Below are 14,082 nucleotides of genomic sequence, written 5' to 3'. Positions count from 1 at the left end.
TTTCAGGCTGGCCGGCCCGTCCAGCCTGCACGGAAGGGCTCCAACCATTGATCCACGTCCCGCAGGGGCCCGGCCTCTACGGCATACAGGCGCCGGGTACCGTCCCCACGGACGCGAGCAAAACCGTTCTCGCGTAACACCCGAAGGTGCTGCGAGACGGCAGGCTGGGAGATCCCAAATTCGGTGCGAATGACCCGGGCAATATCGCCAGCCGCCCATTCCTCATCGAGGAGAAGCTCAAGAATCCGGCGGCGAACCGGGTCGCCGAGGACGTCAAAAGCATGCATAAGCAGAACCTATCAAAAAGTGCTTATATTCGTCTAGATTTATATACGCGACATCCCCTGCCACCGGGCCGAAGCGGCCCGCCAGCAGGGGACAATCAAGATCTTTCACCTCAACAACACGGGCTAGGGCGAAGGCTTTCCGCCGTTGACATTCAAGGTTTCGCCCACCACATAGCTTGACTCGGAGGACGCAAGGAAGACGTAGGCCGGGGCCAGCTCGGTGGGCTGTCCTGCGCGACCTAAGGGGGTGTCCTTGCCAAACTCCGGCAGCTTGTCCTTTGGCTGTCCATCCGAAACCTGCAATGGGGTCCAGATCGGGCCTGGAGCAACGGCGTTGACCCGAATACCCTTGGGTGCCAACTGCTCGGCGAGGCCCTTGGTGAAATTGTTGATCGCAGCCTTGGTGCTCGCATAGTCCAGCAGAGTCGACGACGGGCTGTAAGCCTGAATCGATGTCGAGTTCACGATGCTCGATCCGGGCTTCAGATGCTTCAGCGCTTCACGGGTGATCCAGAAGAACGAATAGATGTTCGTCTTGAAAGTTTCATCCAACTGCTCATCGGTGAGGTCCTCAAGACGCTCGACCGCAATCTGCTTGCCGGCATTATTCACAAGGATATCTAGGCCACCCAGCTGTTCGGCGGCATCGTTCACGAGTGAACGGCAGAAAGCCGCATCGGTCAGGTCGCCCGGAAGCTTGACAGCCTTCTGGCCGCTCTCTTCGATGAGGCGCGCCACCTCGACGGCGTCGGGCTCCTCGACGGGGAGGTAGGACAACGCGACGTCGGCACCTTCGCGGGCGAAAGCGATAGCGACGGCAGCGCCGATACCGGAGTCCGCTCCGGTGATAAGAGCCTTGCGCCCCTTGAGGCGGCCGGTGCCACGATAAGAGGTCTCGCCGCGGTCCGTTTGTGGTTCCAGATCCCGATCCAACCCGGGTTCGGGCTGGTCCTGCTTGGGGGCCGAGATGCTCGGGAAACGAGTCACCGGATCCTGGAAGGTGTACTGGTCAGTCGTTGAAGTCTTATCAGTCATGCGTTCCTCACTAGCCGTGCGTACGTACGATACGGTCTGTGCAGGCCAACCGGGAGACGGATCGAATACCGCCCTCCCCGAAAGCTAAGCCTACTGACTATCCTAGGACGTACCCACCCATCAGACAAGGCAGTGCGGGGAAGCTAGAAGATCTGAGCGAAGAATCCCGCACCAATACTCGCCACGAGAGCGATAATGAGAAGCCAGACGATGGGCACACGGTATTTGTTGATGTAGCGCATGGTCCCCCAGTCTAGGCGAGCCTGGCAGCTTGCCGCCGAGCGGAAATAATTCACCACCTCCCCACGCTGCAAAGGGGTATGGACAAGCTGATAGCAGTTACTGGATCGACCGGGGCCATCGGCGGCGCTACGGCACGCATTCTTGCTGCGTCCGGGCTCGCACTTCGCCTGCCGGTCCGAGACCTCGGCCGCGCACCGGCGCTGCCGGGCGCAACCGCCGCTGAGTGCAGCTACGCGGACCGTTCGGCAGCCGTGACAGCTCTTGAGGGTGTCCACACCCTCTTCATGGTCTCAGCAAGCGAATCCAAAGATCGCGTGGAGCAGCATCTGACCTTCGTCGACGCGGCCAGTGAAGCCGGTGTGCAGCACATCGTGTACACCTCATTTTTTGGTGCCGCCCCGGACGCCACCTTCACCCTCGGGCGCGACCATTGGGCCACCGAGGAACACATCCGCCGTTCCGGGATCGCCTACACCTTCCTCCGCAACAATCTGTATCTGGACGTCCTACAACATTTCGCCGACGACGACGGCGTCATTCGCGGCCCCGCTGGCAACGGGCGATTGGCCGCGGTGGCCCGGGCGGACGTGGTGCAGGTGGCCGCCGTTGTCCTTAGGGATGCCGCCGCCCATGCGGGCAACACCTATGAGCTGACCGGCCCCACGGCGCTAACCCTGGCGGAGGCTGCAGCGATCATTTCGCAGGAAACCGGCCGGGAGGTCACTTACCGGGCCGAATCGGTCGGTGAAGCGTACGGTTCCCGGCAGCACTTCGGCGCGCCCGACTGGCAGCTCGATGCCTGGGTCAGCACCTACACAGCAATTGCCGAAGGAGGGCTGGCCCGGACCACCACCACGGTGCAGGATCTGACGGGTCAACCAGCACTGGATCTCGCTCAAGTCCTCCACGGCGACCGCTAGGCTCAAAGGATGCGCAGAGACTTCAGCAGAGACAACACCTCGACGCGTGACTTTTACCGGCTGCTCACCTCGACGGTGGTACCCCGCCCGATCGCCTGGGTGTCGTCCCGGTCAGCGGCAGGCGAGGACAACCTGGCGCCGCACTCATTTTTCACCATCGCGTCGGTGGACCCCCCGATGGTCGCTTTCACATCGGTAGGGCGGAAGGACACCCTGCGCAACATTGAGGAAACCGGCGAGTTTGTCGTCAATCTCGCGCCAGAGCAGCTGTTCGAGCAGATCAACGCCACCGCCACGAATTTTGACCGGGAAGTCAGCGAGTTCGACGCCGCCGGTCTCACCCGGGAGCCGAGCCACACGGTGACGCCCCCACGACTGCGGGAGTCTCCGGTCGCCCTGGAGTGCAAGCTACATCTGGTGCAGCCCATCGGGGATTGCTTTGTGGTTTTCGGCGAGGTGACCCATGCAGCCATTTCCGAGGACGTCCTGGACGGGACCCACCCACTGATGGACCGCCTCAAACCACTGTCCCGGCTAGGCCGCGATGAGTGGGGTACCACCGGAGTCGTTCACACGATCAAGCGCATTCCCGTGGAGGAGTGGCCGGGGCACTTCCGCGGCTGAACGGGTACCGCGGAAGCGCCCCGGCCACTCCTCCTCCCGGGTTTCACCTTCCAAACAGTCGACCAAACCAACCTGGCTGAGCCTGCCCCTCAGACCGCGCACGCTTCGGCTCGACGGTCGGATTGCAGGAGCACTGATCCTTCTTTGGTACCGACCGCATTACCTGATCGACGTGATTTCCACAGCCGGCCCAGGTGGTTTTCCGGCAGCGCATACAGGTGGTTGTCCGGCACATGCGAACTCTCTTTCATTAGGGTCCAGGCTGGAATCGTGGACGGCGTTCACTCAAGTATGCAAATACCCCTAGGGGTATGTCAAATACAGGCCACGCCGAGACTGACCCTCCTTCGCCCACGAAAGGTCAAGGAAGCTTGACATGATGGCAGAAGTCAAGGAAGCTTGACCCCATGACAAGCTTCCTTGACCACTTTGGTTTCCAGTGAGGAACGATCTCAGTACGCTCCGCCGCGCGGCTGGCATCTCCCAACGTGAACTCGCAGAAGTCCTCGACGTTTCGCGTCAGACCATCAATTCCATTGAGACCGGCCGCTACGATCCGTCGCTCCCACTGGCCATAGCTATCGCCCGACACTTTCGCAGCACCGTAGAGGAGATCTTCCATGTCGACTAGCACCTATACCTCAAAGCAAAAGGCCGCGGTCCTCGGGCTGGTACTGGCAGGGCTGACTGGTCTCATCCTGACAGGGCTGTTGCTTCAGGAGTACGGGCCGGGAAATATGGGGGCTGGCCTTCTGGCGGGCGGCGCCGTCGGCCTGGTCGCCGCCCTGATTGGCCTGTGGCGCATCACCAAGACCCCCTCACGAGTGAGCACCTTCGAACGCGCCTGGACCCAGACGGGCGATGAACGGGACAACGCCGTCCTCACCAGATCGCTGGCAATCCTAGGACTCCTAGCGGTCCCGCTGACCGCCATCGCGGCAATAGCCGTGGGCTTTGGGGCTGCCGTGGAGATGGTTCTGGCTTTGCTGCTGCTGGCACAAGCTTTGGTGGGAGCCGTCGCGTTCGTTGCGATCAACCGTAAGAGCTGACGCCTCTTTGGGCGTCCATCCTCACAGATCACTAACTATGCCGTAGGGCGCATACTTACAGGCGGCATACATCTAACTCACATAAACTACGTATATCCGCGGGTTTAGCATCCCTTCGTCTGCTGGGGACAGAATCTAACGCAGGGACACTTATGAGTACTACAACCTCCGGCCGTAGCGTGCGCGTTGCTAAGCCGAACGACGTCGTCGCCTCCTATGCGACGCTGCTGAAGCAGGTACGCAAAGAAGGTCTGCTGAACCGTCGCCGCCGCTTTTACGTTTCCGTCTTCGCTGCACTGGCGTTGACCATGGGTGCCGCCTGGACCGGTTTCGCCCTGCTGGGCGATACCTGGTTCCAGTTATTGATCGCCGCCGTGCTCGGCGTCGTCTTCACGCAGATCGCGTTCCTGGCCCACGAGGCCTCCCACCGGCAGATTTTCAAGACCCGCGGGGCCAACGACTGGTCCGGACGGATCCTGGCCGCCGGCGTCGTCGGCATCAGCTACCAGTGGTGGATGAATAAACACACCCGCCATCACAACGACCCCAACGTGGTGGGCAAGGACCCGGACATTGAGATCGATACCATTTCCTTCATTGAGGAAGACGCAGCCAAAGCCAAGGGACTCCACGCCTGGATCACCCGCCGCCAGGGCTACCTCTTCTTCCCGCTGCTGACCTTCGAAGGTTTGAACCTGCACGCCAAGTCGATCGGCACCCTGTTCCGGCCGGGGGCTGTCCAGGGCCGCTGGATCGAACTGGCTCTCCTCGCGATCCGGTTCGGCGCCTATCTCGGCGTCCTGTTCTGGTTCCTGCCCGTCGGCATGGCGTTTGCCTTCATCGGCGTTCAGATGGCCGTGTTCGGCATCTACATGGGAGCCTCCTTCGCCCCCAACCACAAGGGCATGCCGATCATCCCCAAGAACAGCAAACTGGACTTCTTCCAGAAACAGGTCCTCACCTCACGCAACATTCGCGGCGGCAACTTCGTCAACAACGCCTTCGGCGGCCTGAACTTCCAGATCGAGCACCACCTGTTCCCGGACATGCCCCGCCCACACCTGCGCAAGGCCGCCCTGATCGTCCGCGAGCATTGCGAACGCCTCAAAGTCCCCTACACCGAGGTCGGCGTCGCAGCCTCCTACGGCGCAGTAGTGTCCTACCTCAACCGGGTAGGCCTCGCCGCACGCGACCCCTTCGACTGCCCCATGGTCAACAAATACCGGCACCAATAGCCCGACACATAAAAACTGCCCTGCGGGTCAGATCTGCCGCTAGCGGCGGACCTGACGGGCAGGGCAGTTTCTATGTCCGAGGTGGGTGTTTAGGCGTTCCACAGTCCGTAGGAATCGGCCAGTGAAGAGATTTTCTGGGCTCGGGCCAGACGGGGAAGATAGGATCCGTCACCGACGACGGCCCCAGCCTCATGCGCAACGAGAAGTTCATGCGCCCACATAATCTCGGACTCGCTCGGCGAGAGACCCTTGTTGATGGTGTCGGTGGCGTCAGGTAGCAGGCAGAGCTTGCCGGTCATGCCCATCGAGGCGGTCACCTTGCAGGCCTCCAGCAGGGTGTCCCCCAGCGCTCCAACGGTTGGACCATCGATAGGGCCGGGCAGCTGACCCACCCGCGAAGCAACCACCAGTTTGGCGCGGGCGTAGGCCAAGGCCATCGGCTCGTCGGAGGCTCCGGTATCTCGCCGGAAGTCACCGACGCCAAACGCGAGTCGGAACGTGCCCGGTGCGCTGGCAATCGATGTGGCGTTCTCAATACCCAGCGCCGACTCGATCAGGGCCAGCACCGGAGTGCCCGCCTGAAGTCGCATGGCGGTGTGGGTGACCTGCTCGGGCTTCTCCGTCATGGCCAGCATGACCCCGCGTAGTCCGGGAGCCTTGGAGAGTGCCGCGAGGTCGTCGGCCCAGAAATCGGTTTCGATGCCGTTGACTCGCACCCAGGCCGTCATCCCGGTGGAGAGTGCCTCCACCACCCGCTCCCGCGCCTCGGCTTTGCCATCGGCGGGAACGGCGTCTTCCATGTCGAACACTACGGAGTCCGCCTCGGAGGTGAGGGCAGGCGCGAAGTTGGCCTCAGACGCCGCGGAGGCAAGGAGCCAGGAACGGGAGAGCTTGGCGGGGAGCGCAGCTGCGCGGCTGTTTCTTAAGGAGGCCATATATGAACACTACTGAACGGTCGGAGCCATAATCCACCGCAGCACCGAAGCTGACCCAAACACTACGAACAAAACCAGCCCCAATCCCCGGCCTAAGCGCTCAGATGCTGGTAGACATGGTCAGCAGTTAGGTGAGTTGCCCTGAACATTGGTGGCTTGGCCTAGCGGGCGCACTGCTGGGTAAGACCAACATAAGCAGCGATCTCCTTGCCCACTTCCTCCAGCAGACTGGCAGCGTTGGCAATACACAGCTCGACGTCGGGTTCCCGGTCCGTCAGCGCGAAGGTGCGCTCAAACCCGGCCGTGGATAACTGGTCGGGCGTCAGGACGGTGCGCCCGCAGACGGCGATAGCCCTGACGTTCGCCACCGCCGCTGCGGTCGCCACTCCCATGGGGGTCTTTCCGCCCAGGCTCTGTTCATCGAGGCTGCCCTCTCCCGTGATCACCAGGTCTGCGTCGCGCAGCTTCTCGGCCAGGCCCGTCAACTCCAGGACGACGTCGATGCCCGGCCGTCGCCGCGCGTTCAACACGGCGAGCGCAGCGAACCCCACCCCACCGGCGGCACCGGCACCCGGCGCGGTGGCCGCCTCATCGATCGCGGGGCCGGCTACTGTCGCCAGAACGCTCACGAACCGTCCGAGGGCGGTATCGAGATTCTCGACATCACTGGCGGTGGCGCCCTTTTGCGGGCCGAACACTGCAGCGGCGCCGTTGGGGCCCAGGAGTGGGTTGTCGACGTCGGAGGCGAGAGTGATCGAAGCTGTCGACAGGCGTTGGTCAAGACCAGTCAGGTCGATTGATGCGAGGTGGACGAGCGCTGCACCACCGGGCGGAAGGTCACCGCCGTCGTCGTCGAGCAATCGTGCGCCCAGTCCGGCCAGCAGGCCCGCCCCGCCGTCGGTGCTGGCGCTGCCGCCCACCCCGAGCACGATGTCGGTGCAGCCGTGGTCGAGCGCGAAGCGAATGAGGTCACCGGTGCCTCGGCTGGTGGCGCCGCCCGCATCGAGCGTGCTGTTCGGCAATACGGCCAGGCCCGACGCGAGTGCCATTTCAATCACTGCCTGCGAACCGCGGATCGCAATCGGCGCTTCCAGCGGCTCACCCGTGGGGCCGGTGACCGTGGTGATCAGGAGGGAAAATCCGGCGGCGGCGGCCGCATCGAGAGTCCCTTCGCCGCCGTCGGCCGCTGGCACCTGCTCAATGTTGAGGATCGAATCGGGTCCCAGCGCGCCGCGCAACCCCGCGGCCACTGCCTCGGCGACCTCGGGGGCGGAGAGTGAACCCTTGAACTTGTCCGGTGCAATCACTATGCGCATACCGCCATTAGATCATTGGTGGGCCGGCTGCGGCCTCGGGACAGCCCGGTGCAGCAAGTGAAACGCCACCACCGAACGGATTGCCGAGGGTGTCCAATGGTGGCCGTGGTGTTCTACATCCTGTGAAGGGGTGTTCCTGCCAGTCGTCACGTCGACGCAAGCGGTCAACCGATGCGGCTTTCACCTGACAGCTGCCGGCCAAGCCAGGTGAACGCCTGCTCCGGGGGGCTCTTGTATTCGAGGCCGATCGGGCCCTGATATCCGAGGGTTCGACTGCGATCGATCCAGTCGGCAAGCGGAAGGTCACCGCTGCCGGGTGCCCCGCGCCCTGGTGCATCGGCGATCTGGATATGTCCAAAGTCCTCGGCGTGTGCTTCGATGACTCCGCCGACGTCGTCGCCATTCACTGACAGGTGGTAGAAATCGGCGAGCAGTTTGATGTTGGTGGCGCCGTGGGCGTGGACATTGGCGATGACGCTGAGCGCGTCCTGGGCGGTCTTGAGTGGGTAACGGTCTGCACCGCTGATTGGCTCCAGGAGGACCGTCCCGCCAATTGCTGCGACAGCGTTGGCGGCCAGGACCAGATTGTCGACGGCCAGCGTGTCCTGTTCCTGCGCGCTCACGCCCTCCAGCCGGTTCCCGTAAAGGGCGTTGAAGTGCTTACAACCCAGCCGCTCGCCAATACCGACGACGACCGGAACGTTGGCTCGGAATTCCTCGCTGCGGGCCGGCCATGAGACCAGACCTCGATCCCCGCCCGGCATATCACCGCCATTAAAGTTCAAGCCCGTCAGCTGGACTCCCGCATTCGTGATGGCGTCTTCGAAGTCTTGAACTTCGGCTGCGGTGGGCGTTGAAGTGGGGAATGGCCACCAAAACTCGACCGCATCGAAGCCGGCGGCCTTCGCGGCAGCTGGTCTGTCCCATAGCGGCAGCTCGGTGAAGAGGATTGAACAGTTCACGGTGTAAGTCATATGGATTCTCTCATCGGTGATTCCGCATCTCGGAAGTATTCTTCGCCTTGCGAAATGTTAGGAGGATCACGGAAGTGCGTCAACCAGTTCCCCCCATCTACACCCCGGGAACAAACCCGTGGGTCCATGCGTTTGCATCTACATACCGGCGTCGAGCGCTGGATCTATCGAGGAGGAAGTTGTGACCGCACAGACCGAAGGGCTCCACCACGTCACCGCAATTGCTGGTGACCCCCAGAAGAACATCGACTTCTACATCAAGGGTCTAGGCCTGCGGCTCGTGAAGAAGACAGTGAATTTCGATGATCCCGGCACCTACCACCTCTACTACGGGGACGAAGCGGGCAATCCCGGCTCCCTCCTCACCTTCTTCCCCTGGCAGGGCATTCGCAGCGGCAAGGTCGGCAGTGGACAGTCCACCACCACTGCATTCTCTGTCCCGCAGGGCAGCCTCGGCTGGTGGCAGGACCACTTCAAAGCTATCGGGGTCGACTCGGTGATTGCTCGCGCCTCCTCCGAGGAAGAACGCCTGTCACTGCGTGACCCTGACGGCCTGCAGATTGACCTCGTGGCATCGTCGCTCTCTGACCCCCGCAACCCCTGGGACTCCGCCTCGGTGCCAGCCGAATACGCGGTCCGCGGGCAGCACTCCTCAGTGCTCACCGTCGAGGACCCCACCGCCAGCCTCGAAACGTTCACCCGCGACCTCGGCATGAACATCCTCAGCGAGACCGATGGCAGGTACCGGCTCAGCACACACAATGGCGAGCCCGGAACAGTTGTTGACATCGTCACCGACCGCCGCGGCGAGCGTGGCCTCGTAGCCGGCGGCACCGTGCACCATATCGCCTTCCGGGTGCCCGACCAGGCCACTCAGGAGCTCTGGCGCCAGGACCTGGCCGACCGCGGGTACGCCGTGACAGCCATCCTCGACCGCCAGTACTTCACCTCGATCTACTTCCGGGAGCCCGGCGGAACCCTCCTGGAAATCGCCACCGACACCCCAGGCTTCGACATCGACGAGCCGCTGCTCGAACTGGGCCGCTCCCTGAAGCTGCCACCATGGCTCGAGCCGAACCGTGACGCCATCTCCAACGCGGTCGCGAAGATCGACGTGCCAGCGGAGAACAATCCGTCAATCGCTACTTTCCTGAGTTAGGAATCGAGATGACCAACGTTGAGAACTGGCCGCACCTGTATCACGCAGGAACCCTGGCTAGCCCGGTCCTGCTGTTGCTCCACGGCACAGGTGGGACTGAGCACGACCTCCTGCCGCTCGCCGAACGCCTCGCACCCGGCGCCGGCTATCTTTCCCCTCGTGGCCCGGTGCAGGAACAGGGCATGAACCGGTGGTTCCGGCGGTTCGGCGAAGGCCAGTTCGACGTCGACGACGTCGTCCGGCGCGCGGGCGAGCTTACCGACTTCATCGGTTGGGCGCGGGAACATCACGGCCTTGGGGGCCGGAAGATCATCGCCGTCGGGTTCTCGAACGGCGCGAATATCGCGCTCGCTACGGTGCTGCTGCACCCCGAGGTGCTGACTGACGTCGTCGCCTTCTCCGGCATGTACCCGTTGGGTGACCGGACGGTCGACGGCGGCCTGGCGGGCACCGCCGTCGCCCTCTTCAACGGGGAGGCGGATGCGATGGCGCCACTAACCAGCGTGATGCAGCTGAAGTCGGTGCTCGACGCCGCCGGCGCCGACGTTCACCAGAGCGTCCGCGAGGGCGGGCACGGGGTACACGCCTCGGAGGTGGAGGGCGCGGCAGCATGGGTCAGCTCCCGAACGGCCACGACGACGAGCTGATCCCTCCGGCCAGCCTCCCACCAAGCCAGGCAGACCACGCGGCCCCACGGCCCCACGGCCCCACTATCGAGCGCCCGCACCATCGAGCGTCCTCACCATCGAGCGTCCTCACCAATCGAGTCAACAGAGATAACGTATTTCCGACCGGAAACCTGCTATATCTGTTGACTCGATCCTGGGGTGAGGGGCCCGATCCTGGCGGGACTTAGAGGTGCGGGAGCACGTGCTGCGCCCAGCGGGATTTCACCGTCTCGACGACGTCGGCTCCCGGGCTGTCCCAGATGGCCTGGTTGAAGATTTCGACCTCCACCGGACCGGCATAGCCGGTCTGGGCGATCCATCGCCCGATAGTGGCGAAATCGACAAAACCGTCGCCCATGTAGCCGCGGGAGAGCAGCGCATGGGCCGCAATCGGTAGGTTGAAGTCACACACCTGGTACGACGCGAGCCTGTCCTCGGACCCGGCGCGGGCAATCGACGCCTCCAGGGAAGGGTCCCACCAGACGTGGAACGTATCCACCACTACCCCGACGGTGTCCGAGGGGAAAGGCTCCGCAAGATCGAGCGCTTGCCCCAGGGTGGAGAGTACGGCCCGGTCAGCCGCATACATCGGGTGCAGCGGCTCCAGCACCAGTCGAACCCCGTGCTGCTGCGCCACCGGAACCAGCTCAGCGAGCCTGTCGGCCACCCGTCGGCGGGCCGCGGCAACGTCCTTAGCGCCCGGTGTTGAGGGGTCGACGGCGGGTCCCCCAATCAGCGCGCTGGCTGCGGGAAGCCCGCCCACCACCATGATCAGTTCCCGGGTGCCGAGTGCCGCGGCTTCACGAATGGCCGCAGTGTTGTCGGTGAGGGCGCGCTGCTGCCCGTCGGCGTCGGCGGCGGTCAGGAAACCTCCCCTGCACAGGCTCGACACCTCCAGGCCGGCTTCGCGGACCAGCCGTACCGCCTTGTCCAGGCCGGCTTCGGCGACCCGGTCACGCCATACGCCGATGTGCTGGAGGCCTGCGTCGGCATAGACCCGAACCGCCTCCTGCAGCGTGAGGCTCTTGGTGGTGGCAGTGTTGATGGATAGCCGACTGAAATCAAGTCTGCTCATGCGCTCACTCCGTAGGCGCTGAGCAGTTGGCCGAAGCGGTGGGCAGCCAGCTCCGGGTCGATCAGCAGGCCAGCGGTGTCGGCTAGCGTGAAGGTCTCAGTCAGGTGGAGCACGGAGCGCCCCGAATGCAGGCCGCCCACCATCTGGAAACCCGGCTGCTTGCCGTTGAGCCAGGACAGGAACACTACCCCGGTCTTGTAATACTGGGTCGGGGCGCTGAAGATGTGCTTGCCGAGCTCCCGGGTCGAGTCGAGGATTTCACGGCCCCGGGCGGCGTCGCCGTCGTCGTAGGCTTGCAGCGCCGCCGAAGCGGCAGGGTAAATCGCTGCGAAGATTCCCAGGAGAGCGTCTGAATGGTGGGTGCCGTCGCCGTGGATCAGCTCGGGATAGTTGAAGTCGTCTCCCGTGTAGAGCCGGACACCGGCGGGTAGGTCCGCGCGCAACGCCACCTCGTGGGCGGCATCCAGCAACGACACCTTCACCCCATCCACCGCCGCGGTATTCGCCGCGATGAGGTCGCTGAACGTCCGGGTCGCAGCAGCCACATCGTCGCTACCCCAGTACCCTGCGAGGGCGGGATCGAACATGGTCCCCAGCCAGTGCAGAATCACCGGCTCGTCGACCTCGGCGAGCAGCGTGCCATACACGTACACGTAGTCATCGGGACCGTCCGCGACGGCGGCAAGCGCCCGCGATGCCATCAGGATCACCTTCGCGCCAGCGCCGGACACTACCTTGATCTGCTCCCGGTAAGCCTCGATGACCGCGTCCAGGCCAGCGCGTCCAGCAGGGAGGCCCGCAAGATCCAGCTGGTCGGTGCCCGCACCACAGGCGAGGATGTCGCGCACCGACTTGCCGCGGGTGGCGGGAGCGTCGGAGGCTACGACGACGGCGGCTTCCGCTCCGGAACGACGGATCAGTTCCTGGGTGGCGGGCCAGTCCAGACCCATCCCCCGTTGCGCAGTGTCCATGGCATCAGCGACGCCCAGCCCGTAGGACCACAGTTCCCGTCGGTAGGCGAGGGTATGGTCCCAATCGAGCACGGCTGGGGAGCCGGGGGTGTTGTCCGCGGTGACGACGGGGATGACATGGGCTGCGGCGTACACGTGCCGCGAAGTCAGCGGCGCCACGGGCTTGGGCCACGACCTCACCTCCCGCAGTTCGCGCCGCTCAAAGGTCCCGTCCCGGGTAGGGAGGTGGATGGCGGTCACAGGGCGATCTCCGGAATATCGAGGGTGCGGCGCTCGGCCGAGGACTGCAGTCCCAGCTCGGCCAGCTGGACTCCGCGGGCGGCCGAAAGCAGACCAAAGCGGTGCTCGCGACCGGCGACGACGTCGCGCAGGAACTCCTCCCACTGCAGCTTGAAGCCGTTGTCCAGCTCGGCGTTGGCTGGAACTTCTTGCCACTGGTCCCGGAAGGACTCGGTGACGGGCAGGTCCGGGTTCCACACCGGCTTCGGGGTGTGGGCGCGCTGCTGGGCGACGCACTTGTTCAACCCGGCGACTGCCGAACCATGTGTTCCGTCGATCTGGAATTCAACCAGTTCGTCGCGGTAGACCCGGACGGCCCATGAGGAGTTGATCTGGGCAATGACGCTGTCACCCGCGGGGGTTTCCAGTTCGAAGATGCCGTAGGCGGAGTCATCGGCAGTCGCCTTGTACTCGTTGCCCTGCTCATCCCAGCGGGCGGGGATATGGGTGGCGGTCTTGGCGTTGACGCTGCGAACCTCACCGATGATGCCTTCGAGCACGTAGTTCCAGTGGCAGAACATATCGGTGGTCATGCCGCCGCCGTCTTCCTTGCGGTAGTTCCAGGAGGGCCGCTGGGCTGGCTGAATCTCGCCTTCGAAGACCCAGTAGCCGAACTCGCCGCGGAGGGACAGGATGCGACCAAAGAACCCCTCATCGACTAGGCGACGGAGTTTCACGAGCCCGGGAAGGTAGAGCTTGTCGTGTACCACCCCGGCGGTCACCCCGGCGTCCCTGGCAATCCGGGCCAGCTCAACGGCCTCGCCAAGGGTTTCTGCGGTCGGCTTCTCGGTATAGATATGCTTGCCGGCCGCCATGGCCTTTTTGAGGGTCGCCGCACGCAGCGACGTCATTGACGCGTCGAAGACGATATCGACGGTGGGGTCATTGATGATGCCGTCCAGATCGGTGGTCCAGTGCTCCACCTTGTGCTGCTGGGCAAGGTCGCGGATTTTCGACTCGTTGCGCCCCACCAGGATGGGTTCCACCTGCACGCGGCTGCCGTCCGCAAGGAGTACTCCTCCAGCTTCGCGGATGGGCAGGATGGAGCGTAGCAGATGCTGGCGGTACCCCATCCGTCCGGTGATCCCGTTCATGGCGATGCGGAGGGTGCGAGTGCTGGTCATGGGTTGTCTCCCGAAAGCTTGGGCGGAAATGAATTAGAACCAAAAGATTGGAAAGCGCTTTCCACATTAGTCCTCTGCTTCAGAGTTCGTCAAGGGTCAGTCGAGTGTCATCAGTCCGCTTACATTGACCACACCTCAACCTGCCTGCTACCTTCCAAGAAAACGCTTTCTTCGGAACCTGCGCACTC

15 protein-coding genes are annotated in these 14,082 nt (G+C 63.6%); 7 read left to right on the top strand and 8 right to left on the bottom strand.

Going from position 1 to position 14,082, the window contains the following annotated elements:
• Positions 1–2: 2 nt before the first annotated feature.
• Complete coding sequence (locus tag ACX80T_RS02245; protein ID WP_019484063.1) at positions 3–287, bottom strand: ArsR/SmtB family transcription factor; 285 nt, start codon at positions 285–287, stop codon at positions 3–5.
• Positions 288–410: 123 nt separating this feature from the next.
• Positions 411–1,322, bottom strand: coding sequence for an SDR family oxidoreductase (locus ACX80T_RS02240; protein WP_019484062.1), 912 nt, complete (start codon positions 1,320–1,322; stop codon positions 411–413).
• 320 nt (positions 1,323–1,642) lie between these two features.
• On the opposite strand from ACX80T_RS02240, the gene ACX80T_RS02235 reads away from it, so the two are divergent.
• The 5 genes from ACX80T_RS02235 to ACX80T_RS02215 all read left to right on the top strand — a co-directional run bounded on the left by ACX80T_RS02235 (position 1,643) and on the right by ACX80T_RS02215 (position 5,393).
• Positions 1,643–2,485 carry an NmrA family NAD(P)-binding protein gene (locus tag ACX80T_RS02235; protein ID WP_024476327.1) on the top strand — a complete coding sequence of 281 codons (843 nt, stop codon included), beginning with the start codon at positions 1,643–1,645 and terminating at the stop codon, positions 2,483–2,485.
• A gap of 9 nt (positions 2,486–2,494) precedes the next feature.
• Complete coding sequence (locus ACX80T_RS02230) at positions 2,495–3,109, top strand: flavin reductase family protein (protein ID WP_116777974.1); 615 nt, start codon at positions 2,495–2,497, stop codon at positions 3,107–3,109.
• Positions 3,110–3,548: 439 nt separating this feature from the next.
• Complete coding sequence (locus ACX80T_RS02225) at positions 3,549–3,740, top strand: helix-turn-helix transcriptional regulator (protein ID WP_024476534.1); 192 nt, start codon at positions 3,549–3,551, stop codon at positions 3,738–3,740.
• Positions 3,730–4,158, top strand: coding sequence for a hypothetical protein (locus ACX80T_RS02220; RefSeq protein ID WP_024476535.1), 429 nt, complete (start codon positions 3,730–3,732; stop codon positions 4,156–4,158). Before ACX80T_RS02225 ends, ACX80T_RS02220 begins: the two co-directional genes overlap by 11 nt.
• A gap of 152 nt (positions 4,159–4,310) precedes the next feature.
• Positions 4,311–5,393: a fatty acid desaturase family protein gene (locus ACX80T_RS02215; protein WP_116777975.1), complete on the top strand. Its 1,083-nt coding sequence runs from the start codon at positions 4,311–4,313 to the stop codon at positions 5,391–5,393.
• A gap of 89 nt (positions 5,394–5,482) precedes the next feature.
• On the opposite strand, the gene ACX80T_RS02210 is transcribed toward ACX80T_RS02215, so the two are convergent.
• From ACX80T_RS02210 to ACX80T_RS02200, 3 genes are all read right to left on the bottom strand, one after another.
• Complete coding sequence (locus ACX80T_RS02210; protein WP_116777976.1) at positions 5,483–6,328, bottom strand: HpcH/HpaI aldolase/citrate lyase family protein; 846 nt, start codon at positions 6,326–6,328, stop codon at positions 5,483–5,485.
• Positions 6,329–6,489: 161 nt separating this feature from the next.
• Positions 6,490–7,644 carry a glycerate kinase gene (locus tag ACX80T_RS02205; protein ID WP_024476016.1) on the bottom strand — a complete coding sequence of 385 codons (1,155 nt, stop codon included), beginning with the start codon at positions 7,642–7,644 and terminating at the stop codon, positions 6,490–6,492.
• A 164-nt stretch (positions 7,645–7,808) separates the two neighbouring features.
• Complete coding sequence (locus tag ACX80T_RS02200) at positions 7,809–8,618, bottom strand: hydroxypyruvate isomerase family protein (protein ID WP_459303592.1); 810 nt, start codon at positions 8,616–8,618, stop codon at positions 7,809–7,811.
• Positions 8,619–8,799: 181 nt separating this feature from the next.
• Here ACX80T_RS02200 and ACX80T_RS02195 point away from each other — a divergent pair, with 181 nt between their 5' ends.
• Together ACX80T_RS02195 and ACX80T_RS02190 are read left to right on the top strand one after the other, a co-directional pair.
• A complete protein-coding gene (locus tag ACX80T_RS02195; RefSeq protein ID WP_019482172.1) occupies positions 8,800–9,777 on the top strand; it encodes a ring-cleaving dioxygenase in 978 nt (325 codons plus the stop codon).
• An 8-nt stretch (positions 9,778–9,785) separates the two neighbouring features.
• A complete protein-coding gene (locus ACX80T_RS02190) occupies positions 9,786–10,424 on the top strand; it encodes an alpha/beta hydrolase (RefSeq protein WP_459303591.1) in 639 nt (212 codons plus the stop codon).
• A gap of 205 nt (positions 10,425–10,629) precedes the next feature.
• On the opposite strand, the gene ACX80T_RS02185 is transcribed toward ACX80T_RS02190, so the two are convergent.
• From ACX80T_RS02185 to ACX80T_RS02175, 3 genes are read right to left on the bottom strand one after another with little or no spacing between them, the layout of a single operon-like run.
• Positions 10,630–11,520: a sugar phosphate isomerase/epimerase family protein gene (locus ACX80T_RS02185; RefSeq protein ID WP_459303590.1), complete on the bottom strand. Its 891-nt coding sequence runs from the start codon at positions 11,518–11,520 to the stop codon at positions 10,630–10,632.
• Positions 11,517–12,731, bottom strand: a complete 1,215-nt coding sequence (locus tag ACX80T_RS02180) for a dihydrodipicolinate synthase family protein (RefSeq protein WP_459303589.1) — start codon at positions 12,729–12,731, stop codon at positions 11,517–11,519. The genes ACX80T_RS02185 and ACX80T_RS02180 overlap by 4 nt, the downstream gene beginning before the upstream one ends.
• Positions 12,728–13,894 (bottom strand): Gfo/Idh/MocA family protein, encoded by a 1,167-nt coding sequence (locus tag ACX80T_RS02175; protein ID WP_459303588.1) that lies wholly within the window; start codon positions 13,892–13,894, stop codon positions 12,728–12,730. Before ACX80T_RS02175 ends, ACX80T_RS02180 begins: the two co-directional genes overlap by 4 nt.
• Positions 13,895–14,082 lie beyond the last annotated feature (188 nt).

It is taken from the genome of Arthrobacter sp. Sr33, assembly GCF_054511195.1.
The sequence above is the reverse complement of the archived record's forward strand: the minus strand, read 5'-3'. Positions and strand labels throughout refer to the sequence as shown.